The sequence below is a fragment of the Ignisphaera cupida genome, from assembly GCF_030186535.1.
Taxonomy (GTDB): Archaea; Thermoproteota; Thermoprotei_A; order Sulfolobales; family Ignisphaeraceae; genus Ignisphaera; species Ignisphaera cupida.
This window is the reverse complement of sequence record NZ_JASNVW010000001.1, coordinates 449,275-463,704: the sequence shown is the minus strand read 5'-3', so window position 1 is coordinate 463,704 and position 14,430 is coordinate 449,275. Positions and strand designations below refer to the sequence as shown.

Sequence of the window (14,430 nt, the reverse complement as noted above, 5' to 3'; positions counted from 1 at the left end):
AATTTTTATTCTAAGCCTTATAAGATTGTTGGTATGTAGTAAATGTATATTGTGATAGAGCATTTAGAGCCTTGCATAAACAAGTGGATTTTAAAGGAGTATGAGTTTGTAGCAAAAATATTCAATGGAAGAGTAATTTTTGCTAATGTTAAAAATGAAAAGGATTTACAAATACTCAAAAAACTTGGAATAGTATATAAAGAGTCTGTTATAGAATTTCTAAGCAATAACCCGAATGTTATTGTATTGGATCCCATGGCTTATGAGGAACTTACAACAGATGATATGAAACATAGTGAATATGTTGTTATAGGAGGTATAATGGGTTCTCATCCACCAAATGGCAAAACAAATAAGCTTATAACATCTAAACTTCCATTTGCTAAGGCAAGAAACATTGGAAAGCATCAATACACTATTGCAGGTGCTGCATATGTTGCTAAGCTCATAGAAAGTGGAAAAAAGTTAAGTGAGATAAAGTATGTATTTGGCTTGAAAATAACGAAAAAGCTTGGTAAGGAGCTAGAACTTGAAATAGAATTGCCGTATGCTTTTCCAATTAATGAATATGGTGATGTTATTCTTCCAGAGAATTACTTAACAGTTGTTGCAGAATTTGTACCAGTATTTGAAAGTAGGATTTTAGCTGGAAATAATAATGTTTGTCAAGATGAAGATGACAAAGTATATGGAAAACCCCCTGAAATATAAATCAAATTTTTTATTAGTGTTAAGAAGCTTTACAAGAATAATGCTAGGTGGATAAAGTAATAGTGTTAATGTCCATGTGAGAAATGGACCAAATGAACCTAGTAAGCTATTTAAGATGTTTTGGTAATATATATGCATTGATGTTGTGGTTGCAATAACTGATGTTATTAAACCATAAAGACCTCTTACAAACAGTATCTTTAGGCGGGTATTCAATGTCTCGTCAAGCTGTAGAGTCATTTCAAAAACGCCAAAAAAATTCTATGAGCTGGCTAGATATAAGTGTATGGATTAATGAGCAAAGAAAATATGTGGAGAACTCGTTTATTGATAATGTGTATATCTACTCAAAGAATTTAGTTGTTTTAAAGCTAAGGAAAAGTGGAGAGAATAGACCTCTTTACTTGGTTATTGAACCTGGGAAAAGAGTTTCACTATCAGAATCCGGTATAGATGTAGAATACTCAAAGAATTTATCTATCACATGGAGATCTCACATAAGAGACTGTAGAATTAATTCTATTGAGCAATATGATAGAGAAAGAATAATAATGTTTAAACTTAGTTGTGAAGGCACTGAAAAAAAGCTTGTTATAGAGCTATTGCCCAGGGGCACAATGATTTTAGTAGACCTAGCTGATAATGTGATAATAGCTTTAGAATACAGAAGAATGAGAGATAGGGTAATAGTTCCTAAATCAAAATATGTTTTCCCTCCTAAGCAATGGCGTGAATCAATTGATTCTTCAGATTTTAATAATATTATAAAAAATGTTAAAGGAGGTAAACAAAACATTATCTCTTATATTATAAAGACCTATGGATTTCCATCAGAAGTTGTTGAAGCAGCTTTTTTCATATGCGAATCATCGATTAATTCAAACAAATCTCTGGAGGAAATCATTAAATGTGCAATAAACAGTGTAAGCAATATTATTGATGCTGCAATTAAAAATTCTGATCCATGTATAATATATGCTAATAATGAACCAATCGGGTTTTACCCCTTTATTCCACCACAATTTAGTGGTAGTACCTATAGAGTTGAAAAATATCAAAGCATTAATGAAGCAATAAACAAATATTTTATTCATGACATAGAGAATTTTATTCGCAAATCAAGGATAGAGCCTATTGTAAGTAAAATTGAGAAGTTGAAACATACTTTACAGGAAATGAGCTCAGCACTAAAAGCATATGAGGATAAGAAAGAGCTTTTAAATAAGATTGTTAACATTATTGAAAGAAACTATCCAGAAATAGAAACTTTGCATCAGTGTGTTCAAACAGTTGTTAAGCAGCTTGGTTGGAACTCCATAAGTAAATGCAGTGAAAAAATTTCTAGTTATGATCAAGCCAAGGGATTATATCGTATTGATGTAAATGGGGTTTCAATAGAACTGGATGTAAGAAAATCACTGATTTCAATATACAATGAATATAGAAAGATGTTAAGCGATGTTGATAAAGGTATTGAGAGAACAGTTGAGGAAATGAATAGAATTGAGAAAGAAATTCAAAGATTAAGTGAGGAAACAAGTTTAAAGGAGAAAAGTATTAAGTTTGTAGTTTCTAGAAAAAGGGAGTGGTTTGAAAAATTCCACTGGACCATAACATCATCGGGGTTCTTGATTCTTGGAGGTAGGGATGCAAGTCAAAACATTTACCTCATCAAAAGATTTTTGCATGATAACGATATTGTAATGCATGCTGATATTCATGGCGGTAGTGCAGTGATTGTGAAAACAAATAATAGAAATATTGATGAAGAAGCGTTGAAAGAGGCAGCTATTTTAGCTGCGTGCTATAGCAAGGCCTGGAAAATGGGTTTACATTCTGTGAATGTTTTTTGGGTTCCTGGATTCCAGGTATCCCTATCTCCTCCAGCTGGGGAATATCTTCCACGTGGAGGATTTATGGTTTATGGAAAAAAGAATTACTTAAATGATGTAAAGCTTAGATTAGGTATAGGATTAGAGCTTACCATAGATAATGAAAACATTTGTAATCTTAGGGTTGTTATTGGTTCAGAAAATAATGTTCTAAGAAAAAGTATTGCCTATATGATTTTGGAACCAGGGGACCTAAAAATTGAGGAAGTGGTAAATGAGTTTCTAAGTGAATTGAAGAAAAGAGGTTTAGAGGTTGTTGCTATGGCTATTGATTTAAATGAATTAAGAACTAAAATACCTGGAAAAAGTAGAATAGTTAAAATAGCTGTAAATGAAAATGCTAAAGAGGTGCTGGAAAAATGCTTAGAGCATCTGATGTGATGGTTCCTAACCCAATTTGTGTAAGGATAAATGCAACGGTATATGATGCGATAAAAACAATGGAGAAATACAATATAGCATCAGTTATAGTTGTTGATGAAAATGATATTGTATTCGGTGTTGTAACTGCAAAGGACATAGTGATAAAGACTATTGCAAAAGGTCTTGACCCAAAACTTGTCAATATTACTCAAATACTTTCAAAACCAGTTACAGTAGTAGACCCCGATACACCACTAAAGGATGTTATAAATCTGATGATTGGTACAGGTCATGGTCACATTCCAGTTGTCAACAAAATCGGAAAAGTTATAGGCATTGTGACAATAGATGATGTATTAAAATATGTGCCAGAGCTGTTGGAGTATGTAGAGATGAAAAGTAGGTAAGGACTTTTTCTATGAATAAAGTTGTACTTGCTCATAAAAGTCTTTGATAAAATTTATTGCTGAATTATGGTAATCTATAATTTGAATTCTTGCCATATATGCAACATATTATGAAATCATAAACTTTGTGCATAGATCCATGAAAAAGAAACAAATAAGCCATGCTGAGAAAATTTTCGTTCTTTAAATGGAGAAAGATTAATTATAGTGTTTAGAAGGTTAAAAATAATGGCATTAAGCCATTGCACCGAAGTTTTTACCCCATTCTTCATACAGCTTTAAGAGTTCTTGCGAAATGCTTGGTTTTCTATGTTGAAGAACCTCCATAAAATCCTTTAATGTTATTGGTCTCGGGCTCTCATTAAAGTTATTTGATTTGAATAATTCTCTAACGGTTTTTAAATAAGCTTCTAAAACAATATCTCTAATATCACTTGCTGAATAGCCTTCTGTTTTCTCTGCTAAGATATTGAAATCAACATCGGGAGCAAGTTTAAAGAACTTGGTATAGTATTCAAATAAGTTTCTTCTTGCCTCCTTATTAGGTGGTGGTACATATATTCTCTTTTGGAATCTTCTCAAAAAGCCTATGTCAAGTTTCCATGGCTTATTAGTTGCAGCTATAACATAAATGAAGAATTTTTTGCCTTTGTCGCTTAGACCATCCAATTCTTTTAAAAACTGATTTCTAACCCTGGCCTCACCACCAATTTCGCTTTCATATACACCCAATAACCCGTCAGCTTCATCAATAAATATTATAACCGGCTTTGACACACCTATTTTCCTGGCGTATTTAAATATTGCAGCAACTCTTTTCTCAGCTTCGCCTAGCCATTTTGACATTAGACTAGCTGCATCTACTTGCATAAATACTCCATCTATTTCATTAGCTACAGCTGCAGCTATTAACGTCTTTCCACATCCAGGTGGGCCATAGAGAAGTATGTTTCTTGGCCAACCAAGTGGAAAGAGGTCTGGTCTTTTTGTTGGATAAACAATTGAATCCATTATTGCCTGTTTCACATTATCTAATCCTATCACATCTTCGAATCTTACAGAAGGTTTTTCAATTAGAACATAATCCTTCACAACATCCTCTTCAGATTCCTCTTTCTCACCTCCTATAGATACTGAGAGTTTGGATTCTTCTTCAAGTTCCTTAGCCTTGTTAATATAGCTTTCGGCAAGACTTTTATATATATGTATCATTGGATCATTTTTGTAGTTATTTATAAGCATCATGATTATTTCAGCAGCTTTTTTATAGTTTTTAGCAGCATCAACTTTATTGCCAATTTTTTCATTTATCATTGCTTCATGAACATATTTCCTAGCTAGTGCTTCTAGATATTCACGTCCACCACTCATTTAAATCGACCACGTATAAGAATTCAAAGAAAAAATTCAAATTCATGCAACTATTTTTATAAGACCTTTCTGCTCAAGTCTCTTCAAAATGGTTATAACATCATCCTTTGAAATACCAAAAATACGTGCACATTCATCTATTTTTATCATACCTTTGTTGGATACTATATAGCTATATATTTGATATTCTATTCCACTATCTATACCTGATGAAGGTACATATTGATGTTTTCGAGTTACGAAAGCTGTTGGAATGGTTGCTGTTGCTGAAGTTCCTTTTTCAACTATTTTGGAAATACTAATAATGTCCTCTTGTGTAACACTATTAATTACACTTTCTAATTGTACTGGTATAGGAGATAAGGTGCTCTTCACCTTTTCTTCTGCCTGACTTTCTATTTCCTTCAATATTTCTTTAACCTCCTTTGTCTCAGGTACTAAGCTTATATTGAATTCAGGTGTTTGTGTTTGTGCAACAATTGCATTCACATTATTTACAATGGTATCTAAAGTTGATGCAAGCTCAGGCATTGTATTAGAGAACATTGCTTTAAGCTCATTTAAAACACCTAGTGTTGTTGATAAAACCCTTATATCATTAACAATATTCATGGTTTTCATGCGTTCTAGCAATCTTTCTACTGCTAGCAATGCTATTTGAACATATTTTATTAATCTTCTAACCTCAGCTATTTCTGCAGCATATATTGAAGCTCTTTCTCTATCATTCATATTCAATGCTTTAACAGCACTTGTTAACAATTCATCATCTCTATCTTTAAGTCTCTTCTTAACCTCCTCCAGCTTTATCTTCAATTCATTTAATGAGGAAACTATGTATACTAAAGCTCCTTTCTGAGGATCACGCCGAGATGATATGCTAAGAATCTTTGTGAAATGATCCAAAATTCCTGCCGGCATTGCCATGAAAATCACTAGCTATGCTAACTTACAACCTTCACGGCTAGAGGAGTTGGAGATGGTTGAGTGACTGGCTGAGCTGGTGTAGCAATTGTTTGTGATTCTTCAAATCCTGATACTATTGAAACAAGTTCTTGTTCTAATTTTTCAATTAGACCTAGATGTTTATCCAAATCCTTTCTTTCATCTATTGCAGCTTGTCTAGCAAATCTCATGAAATCTGCAGATATTTTAAACCCTGTTTCCGGTATTTCTCCTGCTGTATAGCTTACTATTAGATGTGTCATAGCCTTCTCTATATGTATAACAAAGTTCTCCAATTCGTTTATTCTCTTGCGCAGAAGCTCCTTAGTATTCTTTGTCTCTATCTTAACATGTTCAATCTCCTTTGCAAATTTTTCTTTGAGTTCTTTATAAGCGTGTTGAGCAATTTGATTCTTTTTATAGAGCTCCTCTAAGGCTTTGAATCTCTTCTTTATCACATCTAACTTGCGCTCAATTTTTCTAGCCTCAATAACCCATTCTGGAAGAATCTTGATTCCATCTATTCCATGCTCTAACCTATCACTTGAAAGAGTTTCATATGTCATATCATTGGTCATTATCTCAACAGCTGTTACCTTACCATCGAAATCGCTATAGACACTCACCAAAACACCAACTTTTCTACCATAAATATCTGTTATGGTTTGACCAATACTTGAAGCAACATTCTCTATGGTTATACCCATAATCCTAACCTCGATAATATGACTTTTAAAAAGCAATTTTATATAAGGTGTCACATACGTGGAAACTCAATTGCTTTATAGATGCAGTATTACCACTAAATTATAGCAGTCTTAATTATAAGAACTAGCACAAGCCATATAAAATATAATAATGGTAACGATATTTTCAGATATTTTACAATTATGGAGCCAACACGAGTTGCAACATCTAATAATTCATAAATTTTATTACCAGCAACTTTAACCTTGGATTCATATTGTAGGTATTTAACTGTAGCAGGTTTAAGGTCATTGATGGAGACATTCAATGCATTTTTCACAGCATCAATGAGGCTATTACTCAATTCAATACTATAATATGGTGCATCAAAAACTGATCCTGCGCAAGTATGATCATCTAGTGTAACAACTTCAGCATCTTTGCAGCCATTCTCTATAGCTACTTTTCTCAAAGCATCTCTCACACCAACTTTGGCATTATTTCCATAGAGATATATTATGGAGTAGAGATTTTCATTACATCTCATCGTTAAAGCCTTGACAACATCTCTGCAAATTCCTTTAACGTAAACATGTTCCTTTATACTTGATTCTCCATAACCAACCATAAACTCTTCACATACTTTGCTTCTCTTTGACAAAGCAGCTTTTACCAATAAACTAAACTGTGATACATCAAGTTCTCGCTTACCTTCTAAATTATGAGCATCGACAATAACAACATCCCTAAATCCATACAACCTAGTAATTGATTCTGCAAATTTTTGCAATTCATAAGGCAAATCATCCCCTCCTGTCACAGTAGATGATATTATTATTAGTGCAGTACTATCAGTTTGTATAGCTAAGGCTTCTCGCAAACCATTAAAAACACGAAAAGGTTCGTAAACAAGTTCTGGAACTATTCTATCTTTTTCTTCTACTATTCTTGAGGCAAGTTCACGTGCTAATGATACCCCATAAGCTCTTTTAGTAAGATCAAGTTCATGTGATCCTGCACCATGAAATACAAGCACCTTTAATTTTTTGCTTGTAAAAACCGATTCTATGTCATAAGGAAGGTATGTGCTTCCAATATTTTTATATGGTCCAAAATGTATTGTTGGTGTAATCAGTGCTATGGCATCAGTTTTTCTTTCAAACAAAAATATCTTCATTTGCGCATTGAACTCTATGCCAATGTTATCAAGTGCTTCCTCAATTTCATTGCCATCTCCAGATAACATGAATCTTATCCACGCATTTGCTATTTTAAGTACATTATAGTTCCCAACTTTATTTAATCGCATTACAATAGAAACTGAAACAAGTAGAAGTATTAATACCAATGAAAATCTGAGTAATACGAATTTGAAGCTATCAACATATGAAAACATGGACTCTATAGCTATAGATACAAAAACTACGTAAATTAACCCCTTAAATAATCCTGCTAAATGAACTAGTGTTATTGTTCCAATTAATGGTATAATAGCATAAGCTATACCATACAACCCAATAGGAGAAGATATGAACTCTAATGGCACACCGACACTAACTATGAAAACAATTGCATTAACTATTTGCCTAGTTTTCATATATTTTGCAGAAATTTTCATAAACAATATCAAAATCAACATAGATAAAACATGGATAATAAGTAATTTATATAAAAACATCAAATTAATAGCATATAAGAATAGAAAGGGATAAACATCCGCTATGAAAAGCAACAAAAACAATGTTATGTAAGCTATGTAAAATTTCTTTGCAATTGCTGATGGAATTCTTAAAAACCTATAATACTTTAATGTTACTCCTTCAAGCATTGATATTCCTCGGATCAACAAGGCAAAGAAAAGGATATAAAAAAGTTACCTAGATGCTTTAATAGTGAAAATCTATGGCAGCACTTGATGCAAATACTATAAGAAATATTCTTATTCAAAAAGGATTTGAGAAAGTATATTTAGTTGAAAAAGAGCACAATTGTGTACTCTTCTTAGGAAAGATTGGTGATTTCAACATAATTATTGGAATATATAGTGGGGTAAGATCATTGTATGCGAAAATTGTTGATGCATCTAAGGTTTTAGAACCCTATTGGAAATGTGAGTACCTAGAATATGTACCTCATGGACTTTACACATTCTCTAACAATATCGATGAACTTATTGAAAAAATTGTTTCTAAAGCAAAAATTATTATAAAATAACAAAATTTATGATTATTTACATATTTCAGTATGAGCTATTCTAAATTGTTTATGAACTTATTAATTATTAACAATGTTATTGCTATGCAAAGGAGATGATTAAAACAATTTTTTATGAGGATTAGGAAACAAGTGGTGTTATTGTGAAACCTTTTTCCGGAACTATATCTACTTTAAATGCATATCTTGCGTGATTCGTCATCCTCATTTTCTTTATTATTAAATATCTTCTAACCTCCTTTGCATTTTCTACATCATCCATCCATAAATGGAATACGCCATCAGCTATATGCTCTAAGCCAAATCCAAATGTGGATTTTGTTGTCATTGCATATTGTGATACCAAGTAAGCTGTTACATTTTCTCTATGAGTAGATATCTTCAAATCATAGCTATATTTTCTTGCCATTGCTGGTTTATCTGCCCAAAAAGCACTTAAAGAGTCTATTATTAACCTCACATGTCTAGTAGGTGATTTACCACCTTCCCTAAGAACACCAAGAATTTTGTAAGCTTCTTGAATAGCTGCTACAAGTGTTTGAATATCGAGTGCAGCAAACCTTCTCTTTTTAGCAGTTTCAACATCAGTTGGAATTGCTTCACTCATTTGTCTTGCAATTTTTAGTAAACCAAATATGTCTATGACAACAATATTGGGTGTTTCTGAAGCTTCTCTACTACTAGATATGTCATATATTCTATATTGTTCAAAATCCATGCCAAACATCTTTGCTTGTTTAACAACATCTCTAAACTCAGCTTCTGTAGTAACGTAAACCACCGGATCTCCAGCCATTAGACCTGCCCATGCAAAATGCATACACAGTATAGATTTGCCAGTGCCAGGCTCACCTGTTATTGCAACCCATGAACCTTTTGGGACTCCACCCTCTAGAGCATTATCTAATTCTGTTACACCAGTTGAAACTCTTGTCACATAATATAGTCCCTTTGTTTGTTTCTGTCCTGCTTTCTCCTCCTTTCTACTGCTTTTCGTTTTCTCACTTAACTTTTCTAGTTCTTTCTCTATCTCTAAAAGCTCATCCTCACTAACCTCTACAACATTGTTTTCAGATACCATTGTTTTACACTGAACATACTACTTAGTTGTTATTGAAATTATAAAGTTGTATTCTCTAAAAGTTTCAAAATAGGCTGTTGCTGGTTTAGCGATAAATTTAAATGCTTTCAGCTACTTCTAATTACTTGGTTAGTGTTGGAGATGCTCTTAAAGACGCTTAGGAGAACGGTTGTGCTAGAAGGCTGGACTAATAGGTTTGGTGGAGAGGCTCTTAGAGAGGTTGGGGATGCATATAGGGAGATGTTGGGTGAGATGCTCTGCTACGCTCTAGAGCATAGAGCATCTCAATCTACTTTACACAGGATCTTCTATAACAGGTTTAGAGAGGAATATCCATGGCTTCCCACGAGGATTATTAAGGGGTGCTATAGAGATGCCATTAGAAGGGTAAAATCATTCAAAAAGCTTAGGAAAAAAGGACAGGCAAAAAGAGATAGGCCTGAGATAAGGAGTATAACAATAACATATTCTGATTCTCAGGATTGGAGGTTGAGGGATGGAGCTGTAGAACTTAGAACACATAGGGGATGGATCAGAATAACCTATAAAAATCATAGGCAATTACATAGATATCTCTACAGTGGTTGGAGACAATCAAGCGAGTTAAAGCTGAAGCTAGTTGGTGGGAGGATCCTCATATATCTAACCCTTGTAAGAGAATTCGAGGTATCTTATAACCCGAATAACGCTGTTGCAGTGGATATAAATGAGAACAATGTTACACTAGCTGTTTTTGTTGATAGGAGGCTACATGAGATCTATAGGATTGAAACCAATATTGGTAGAATAGTTATAGCGTATTCTGAGAGGAGGAAGAGGATAGCAAGCGGTAGATCCACTAGGGATAGAATTGCTAGGAAAGCATTTAGAAAGCTTAGAGAGGGTGAGAGGAAGGAGGATATAATATACAAGACAGCTAGGATCATTGAGAAGATCGCTAGGAGATATGATGCAACTATAGTTGTTGGAAATGTCCATAGGGGTAAGAATAGAATGGCTAGCAAAGCTAGTAAAAATCTTAGGCATAGAATCCACCAGTGGAGCACCTCAAAACTAGTTGAAACATTGAATAATAAACCTATATATGTTGTTGAGGAGTCAGAGGCATACTCCTCCTCAAGGGATCCGTTTAGCGGTAGACCCATCAAAAATTATGCCCCCTCTGTGATTCGCATTGCGTTGAGAGGGGGTAGAAGGGTAAAAGTCATAAAGATACAGATGAGAATAGCCAGGCTGAGCAACGGATTAACCATGGATAGAGACATGATAGGTGCTATCAATATTGGTCTGAGATATCTGTCCGCAGATGGGAGGGGCGTGGCGTTCCCCTCGACAGGGCCCCATGAGGCTTGGGCGAAGCTAGTGATCCCAAGCCTAGGGCCAACCCCGCTAACGGTACTTCTAAATACTTGTAAATATCTTTAGTTCCGTTAGCGGGGAAACGCTCTAGGCTCACAGGGTAATGTTATGTGAATTTAAGAAATAGTGAAAGAAGTAGGTGTAATGAAGAAATAAGACTTGATGCGTTAGCTAATGCAGCTTATGATTATAGGTTTCTACTTTCTAGAGGCTATTCATCATCTATATTGGATATTGTTGCAAAGCACTATATGCTGGATCGATATGAGAAAATGCTACTTTTTAGGTGTGTTCATAGCTTGAGCTACGTATATGATACTATGAAAAAACTTGTTGTTCCATGTGTAAATAGCTTGAATAGTTCCATTCTTGTAATAGATTTCTTTAACATAGTATTAACTGTTTTATCAATTATTAAATCAGAATGTGTTTTTCTTTGTGATGATTGTCTTGTAAGAGACTTGAGAGGTGCTAAAATAAGAGGTGATGAAAAAGCATTGTTAGCTAATGTATACAAAATAATTATGGATGTTTTATCTACATACAGAAATCTTTTTAACGAAGTAGTGATTATTGCTGACAAAAATGTTAGTCATAGTCTAGATTATGTGAAATCATTTTCAAATTTGCTAAGCAATAATGTTAAAAATATCAAAGTCTCATACATACTTTCACAAACACCTGATTCAGAGACAATATCAATGGCGAAACACGGTGTAGTTGCATCAACAGATGCTGTAATAATAGAAAAAGCAGATAAGGTATTACCTCTAACAACAATGGTTCTTTGGCATATAGGTTTAGAGCCTAGAATAGATTTTCCAAAACTTTTTGGTTACTATTGCCCATTTTGTTTCAAAAAACCAAAAATGCCGTAGATTAGTAGTACTGATTCCAAAGTTAGTGGAACACTTATACTAAGTGCTGCAAAATTGTCACATCTACTAATATCAGAACAGGGTATGTATATAAAAGATGGTGGAATTACGTAATGCTTCAAAAATGTCAAATGACTTAATTCAAAGTATAATCCAACTACGTATGAATACAGATTTATTACCAAGATTATTAAAATTGTCAATATATCCCTTAATTTCATGCTTGCTATAAGCTCTCTAATAATTAACAGTATCAATGATAAATAGAACGTAATTACAGCAAGAAATTTGGGGTTTTCTATAAAAATGTTTTCAAACCTTAATGGCATAATCATTGACAATAAGTATATTATTATTAATGGTACTGATAAAGTAATAGCAATGACATATTTAATGTGTGTTATCTCAACTTCCATTTTTGAAACACTATTTAAAATAGCACATTCAATTATATTAGTGGGCCCGCGGGGATTTGAACCCCGGACCACCCGGTTATGAGCCGGGCGCTCTACCTGGCTGAGCTACGGGCCCTATCAACTAATAATTGTTGCCCTAGGTTTATATGTTTTTCTTTGCCTATACTCATATTTTCCTAAAAACTAATTAACTAGATACTCTCATATCATTCGATACTGAAATAGGTTGAATATAGGGGAATAATATTTATGTGGAAATTTATTAAGTATGATAATAACATTGACTTTGGTAGAAGTATAGTTATAGTTGGTTTTCCTGGTATGGGTCTTGTTGGAAAAACTGTTGCTTCTCATTTGATAGATTCTCTTGATGCAAAATTGTTTGGGGTTATCTATGGCACTAAATTCCCTGCTCAGCTAATAGTGGATTCTGGTGGAATTGGTGAAATTAGTAAGGTTTTAATATACAATTCCAAGGTGAATGATCTTGGAGTTTTCATTGTAACAGGAGATTCTCAACCTATTAGCGATTCCGATCAGCATTTCCTTAGTCACTACATTCTCAGTAAGCTTAGGAAATACAACATTGTTGAGGTTATAGCTGCTGCAGCATATGTTTCAGATGTTGTTGTTTCTAGTAGAAGAGTTTTTGTTGTTGGTAATAACAAAGATGTGTTGAGAAAATATGTGGATAAAGGAGCTGTAGTGCTAAGTGAAGGTGTTATAAGTGGATTAAACGGCATTATAATTGGGTGGGCAAAAGTTTTTGGTATTCAAGGAACTTGCGCACTTGGAGAAACTTGGAGAAGCATTGTAGAGCTAAACTATGTGGATTATACAGCTGCTAAGCTTGTCATTGATTTGCTAAGTAACGTATGGAATCTTGGTGTAGATACTCGAGATTTGGAGAGAAAGGGGAAAGGTATTGAGAAAGAGGTTGAGTTACTTCTCAGAAGCTTTACTCAGCAAAAAGAGGAGGGTATAAAAGGAGAGAAAAGACCATACTATATCACATAGCACATTATTTCCATTTTTTTATAAACTCAAAACCTTTTTTAAAATATCATCGCGATGTTTCTTTAAAAATTCCTTATACATTACTATGCTTCTTGTTTGCAGTGGATCTAAACCAAGCTTATTAGCAATTTTAGCACTTGCAATTCCAGCTATAAGTGATCCAAACAAATACCTTTCAATTATGTTACCACTAAGTTTAAGATGATACACATCAAATCCTGTACTCTCTAAATATTCTCCATAGAATTTTAGTAGCTGCTCCTCATACTCGATATCTGAGCTTATAATTATTGCCTTTTCCCTTCCGCTATGTCTTTCCCAACCAACTATATCATTATGAAATAGCTCAGGAATTACCTCAATTTTAGCAGGCATTTTCGCATTTTCATTTAACTCATTTTTAATTCTTATGGCTAATGGATGATATCTATTTGTAGCTACAATCAAAGGTATGGTAGATTCTTTTAGAAACTCAACAACTTCATCACTAATTCTATTAGCTTCTTCAGTATTTCTTAGAATAGCTAAAGACTTGTGTAAGCTTTCCCATGAAACCAATCTTATGCCACATGAACTAAGTAGCTTAATAGATGCAACAAGCATTAGAGGCATAGCTGATCTGGGTGCTAAACCAGGTCGCACAACAATGTGTGGTAGTATATGCTTCTTTGCTATATCCAGAAGCTCACCACCAGAAGCAACAACACCTATTGGAAGACCTTTCTTTAGAAGCTGTATTACAGATGCTATTGTTTCTAATGTGTTACCAGAATAGCTTATTGCTAAAACAAATGTTTTATTGCTTATGAAATTATTTGGAACATAGAAATCCTTGTATGTAAGCATTAAAAGATTAGAGTAGTTTTGTGCTATTACACTAAGGATATCTCCTACTATGCCACTTCCACCCATTCCAATTACAACAACTCTTTCAATATCCTTATACTCCTTTGAATTAAATACTTCACTTTCCAATGTTTCTTGAACCATGTTATACCAGTTAAGGTACTGATTAATCATAGTCGACACCAGTTTGAAAATGTTATATCAAGGAATCTATTAAAAAGCTTTTAACCGAGAGGTATCAAT

13 protein-coding genes and 1 tRNA gene are annotated in these 14,430 nt (G+C 33.7%); 7 read left to right on the top strand and 7 right to left on the bottom strand.

The window, feature by feature from the left end; translation table 11 throughout:
* Nucleotides 1-42 precede the first annotated feature (42 nt).
* The 3 genes from QPL79_RS02580 (at nucleotide 43) to QPL79_RS02570 (ending at nucleotide 3,373) form a co-directional block, all read left to right on the top strand.
* Nucleotides 43-711 (top strand): SAM-dependent methyltransferase, encoded by a 669-nt coding sequence (locus QPL79_RS02580; protein ID WP_285273218.1) that lies wholly within the window; start codon nucleotides 43-45, stop codon nucleotides 709-711.
* Nucleotides 712-926: 215 nt separating this feature from the next.
* Nucleotides 927-2,984, top strand: coding sequence for a ribosome rescue protein RqcH (gene rqcH, locus QPL79_RS02575; RefSeq protein ID WP_285273217.1), 2,058 nt, complete (start codon nucleotides 927-929; stop codon nucleotides 2,982-2,984).
* Complete coding sequence (locus QPL79_RS02570; RefSeq protein WP_285273216.1) at nucleotides 2,963-3,373, top strand: CBS domain-containing protein; 411 nt, start codon at nucleotides 2,963-2,965, stop codon at nucleotides 3,371-3,373. The genes rqcH and QPL79_RS02570 overlap by 22 nt, the downstream gene beginning before the upstream one ends.
* Before the next feature lie 234 nt (nucleotides 3,374-3,607).
* Here QPL79_RS02570 and QPL79_RS02565 read toward each other — a convergent pair whose 3' ends face one another.
* The 4 genes from QPL79_RS02565 to QPL79_RS02550 all read right to left on the bottom strand — a co-directional run bounded on the left by QPL79_RS02565 (nucleotide 3,608) and on the right by QPL79_RS02550 (nucleotide 8,204).
* Nucleotides 3,608-4,744: an AAA family ATPase gene (locus QPL79_RS02565; RefSeq protein WP_285273215.1), complete on the bottom strand. Its 1,137-nt coding sequence runs from the start codon at nucleotides 4,742-4,744 to the stop codon at nucleotides 3,608-3,610.
* 42 nt (nucleotides 4,745-4,786) lie between these two features.
* Entirely contained in the window at nucleotides 4,787-5,671 is an 885-nt protein-coding gene (locus QPL79_RS02560; protein ID WP_285273214.1) for a hypothetical protein, read from the bottom strand.
* A gap of 17 nt (nucleotides 5,672-5,688) precedes the next feature.
* Complete coding sequence (locus QPL79_RS02555) at nucleotides 5,689-6,396, bottom strand: CdvA-like protein (protein WP_285273213.1); 708 nt, start codon at nucleotides 6,394-6,396, stop codon at nucleotides 5,689-5,691.
* Nucleotides 6,397-6,491: 95 nt separating this feature from the next.
* Nucleotides 6,492-8,204, bottom strand: coding sequence for a DUF2070 family protein (locus tag QPL79_RS02550; protein ID WP_285273212.1), 1,713 nt, complete (start codon nucleotides 8,202-8,204; stop codon nucleotides 6,492-6,494).
* Nucleotides 8,205-8,278: 74 nt separating this feature from the next.
* Here QPL79_RS02550 and QPL79_RS02545 point away from each other — a divergent pair, with 74 nt between their 5' ends.
* Entirely contained in the window at nucleotides 8,279-8,590 is a 312-nt protein-coding gene (locus QPL79_RS02545; RefSeq protein WP_285273211.1) for a hypothetical protein, read from the top strand.
* 121 nt (nucleotides 8,591-8,711) lie between these two features.
* On the opposite strand, the gene QPL79_RS02540 is transcribed toward QPL79_RS02545, so the two are convergent.
* Nucleotides 8,712-9,527: a KaiC domain-containing protein gene (locus QPL79_RS02540; protein ID WP_350309070.1), complete on the bottom strand. Its 816-nt coding sequence runs from the start codon at nucleotides 9,525-9,527 to the stop codon at nucleotides 8,712-8,714.
* A gap of 285 nt (nucleotides 9,528-9,812) precedes the next feature.
* On the opposite strand from QPL79_RS02540, the gene QPL79_RS02535 reads away from it, so the two are divergent.
* Together QPL79_RS02535 and QPL79_RS02530 are read left to right on the top strand one after the other, a co-directional pair.
* Nucleotides 9,813-11,096, top strand: coding sequence for an IS200/IS605 family accessory protein TnpB-related protein (locus QPL79_RS02535; protein WP_285273209.1), 1,284 nt, complete (start codon nucleotides 9,813-9,815; stop codon nucleotides 11,094-11,096).
* Between the two features lie 44 nt (nucleotides 11,097-11,140).
* Nucleotides 11,141-11,908, top strand: a complete 768-nt coding sequence (locus QPL79_RS02530) for a DUF434 domain-containing protein (RefSeq protein WP_285273208.1) — start codon at nucleotides 11,141-11,143, stop codon at nucleotides 11,906-11,908.
* A 457-nt stretch (nucleotides 11,909-12,365) separates the two neighbouring features.
* Here the strand turns inward: QPL79_RS02530 and QPL79_RS02525 are convergent.
* Nucleotides 12,366-12,439, bottom strand: a tRNA-Ile gene (locus QPL79_RS02525).
* Between the two features lie 134 nt (nucleotides 12,440-12,573).
* Between QPL79_RS02525 and QPL79_RS02520 the strand changes: the two genes are divergently transcribed.
* Nucleotides 12,574-13,341, top strand: coding sequence for a PAC2 family protein (locus QPL79_RS02520; RefSeq protein ID WP_285273207.1), 768 nt, complete (start codon nucleotides 12,574-12,576; stop codon nucleotides 13,339-13,341).
* A gap of 18 nt (nucleotides 13,342-13,359) precedes the next feature.
* On the opposite strand, the gene QPL79_RS02515 is transcribed toward QPL79_RS02520, so the two are convergent.
* Nucleotides 13,360-14,361 carry a bifunctional phosphoglucose/phosphomannose isomerase gene (locus tag QPL79_RS02515; protein ID WP_285273206.1) on the bottom strand — a complete coding sequence of 334 codons (1,002 nt, stop codon included), beginning with the start codon at nucleotides 14,359-14,361 and terminating at the stop codon, nucleotides 13,360-13,362.
* Nucleotides 14,362-14,430: the final 69 nt, after the last annotated feature.

Bases quoted from the DNA above. Each gene is read 5' to 3' on its own strand.
- QPL79_RS02580 (WP_285273218.1), top strand. From the start codon at position 43: ATGTATATTGTGATAGAGCATTTAGAGCCTTGCATAAACAAGTGGATT.
- rqcH (WP_285273217.1), top strand. From the start codon at position 927: ATGTCTCGTCAAGCTGTAGAGTCATTTCAAAAACGCCAAAAAAATTCT.
- QPL79_RS02570 (WP_285273216.1), top strand. From the start codon at position 2,963: ATGCTTAGAGCATCTGATGTGATGGTTCCTAACCCAATTTGTGTAAGG.
- QPL79_RS02565 (WP_285273215.1), bottom strand. From the start codon at position 4,744: ATGAGTGGTGGACGTGAATATCTAGAAGCACTAGCTAGGAAATATGTT.
- QPL79_RS02560 (WP_285273214.1), bottom strand. From the start codon at position 5,671: ATGGCAATGCCGGCAGGAATTTTGGATCATTTCACAAAGATTCTTAGC.
- QPL79_RS02555 (WP_285273213.1), bottom strand. From the start codon at position 6,396: ATGGGTATAACCATAGAGAATGTTGCTTCAAGTATTGGTCAAACCATA.
- QPL79_RS02550 (WP_285273212.1), bottom strand. From the start codon at position 8,204: ATGCTTGAAGGAGTAACATTAAAGTATTATAGGTTTTTAAGAATTCCA.
- QPL79_RS02545 (WP_285273211.1), top strand. From the start codon at position 8,279: ATGGCAGCACTTGATGCAAATACTATAAGAAATATTCTTATTCAAAAA.
- QPL79_RS02535 (WP_285273209.1), top strand. From the start codon at position 9,813: ATGCTCTTAAAGACGCTTAGGAGAACGGTTGTGCTAGAAGGCTGGACT.
- QPL79_RS02520 (WP_285273207.1), top strand. From the start codon at position 12,574: ATGTGGAAATTTATTAAGTATGATAATAACATTGACTTTGGTAGAAGT.
- QPL79_RS02515 (WP_285273206.1), bottom strand. From the start codon at position 14,361: ATGATTAATCAGTACCTTAACTGGTATAACATGGTTCAAGAAACATTG.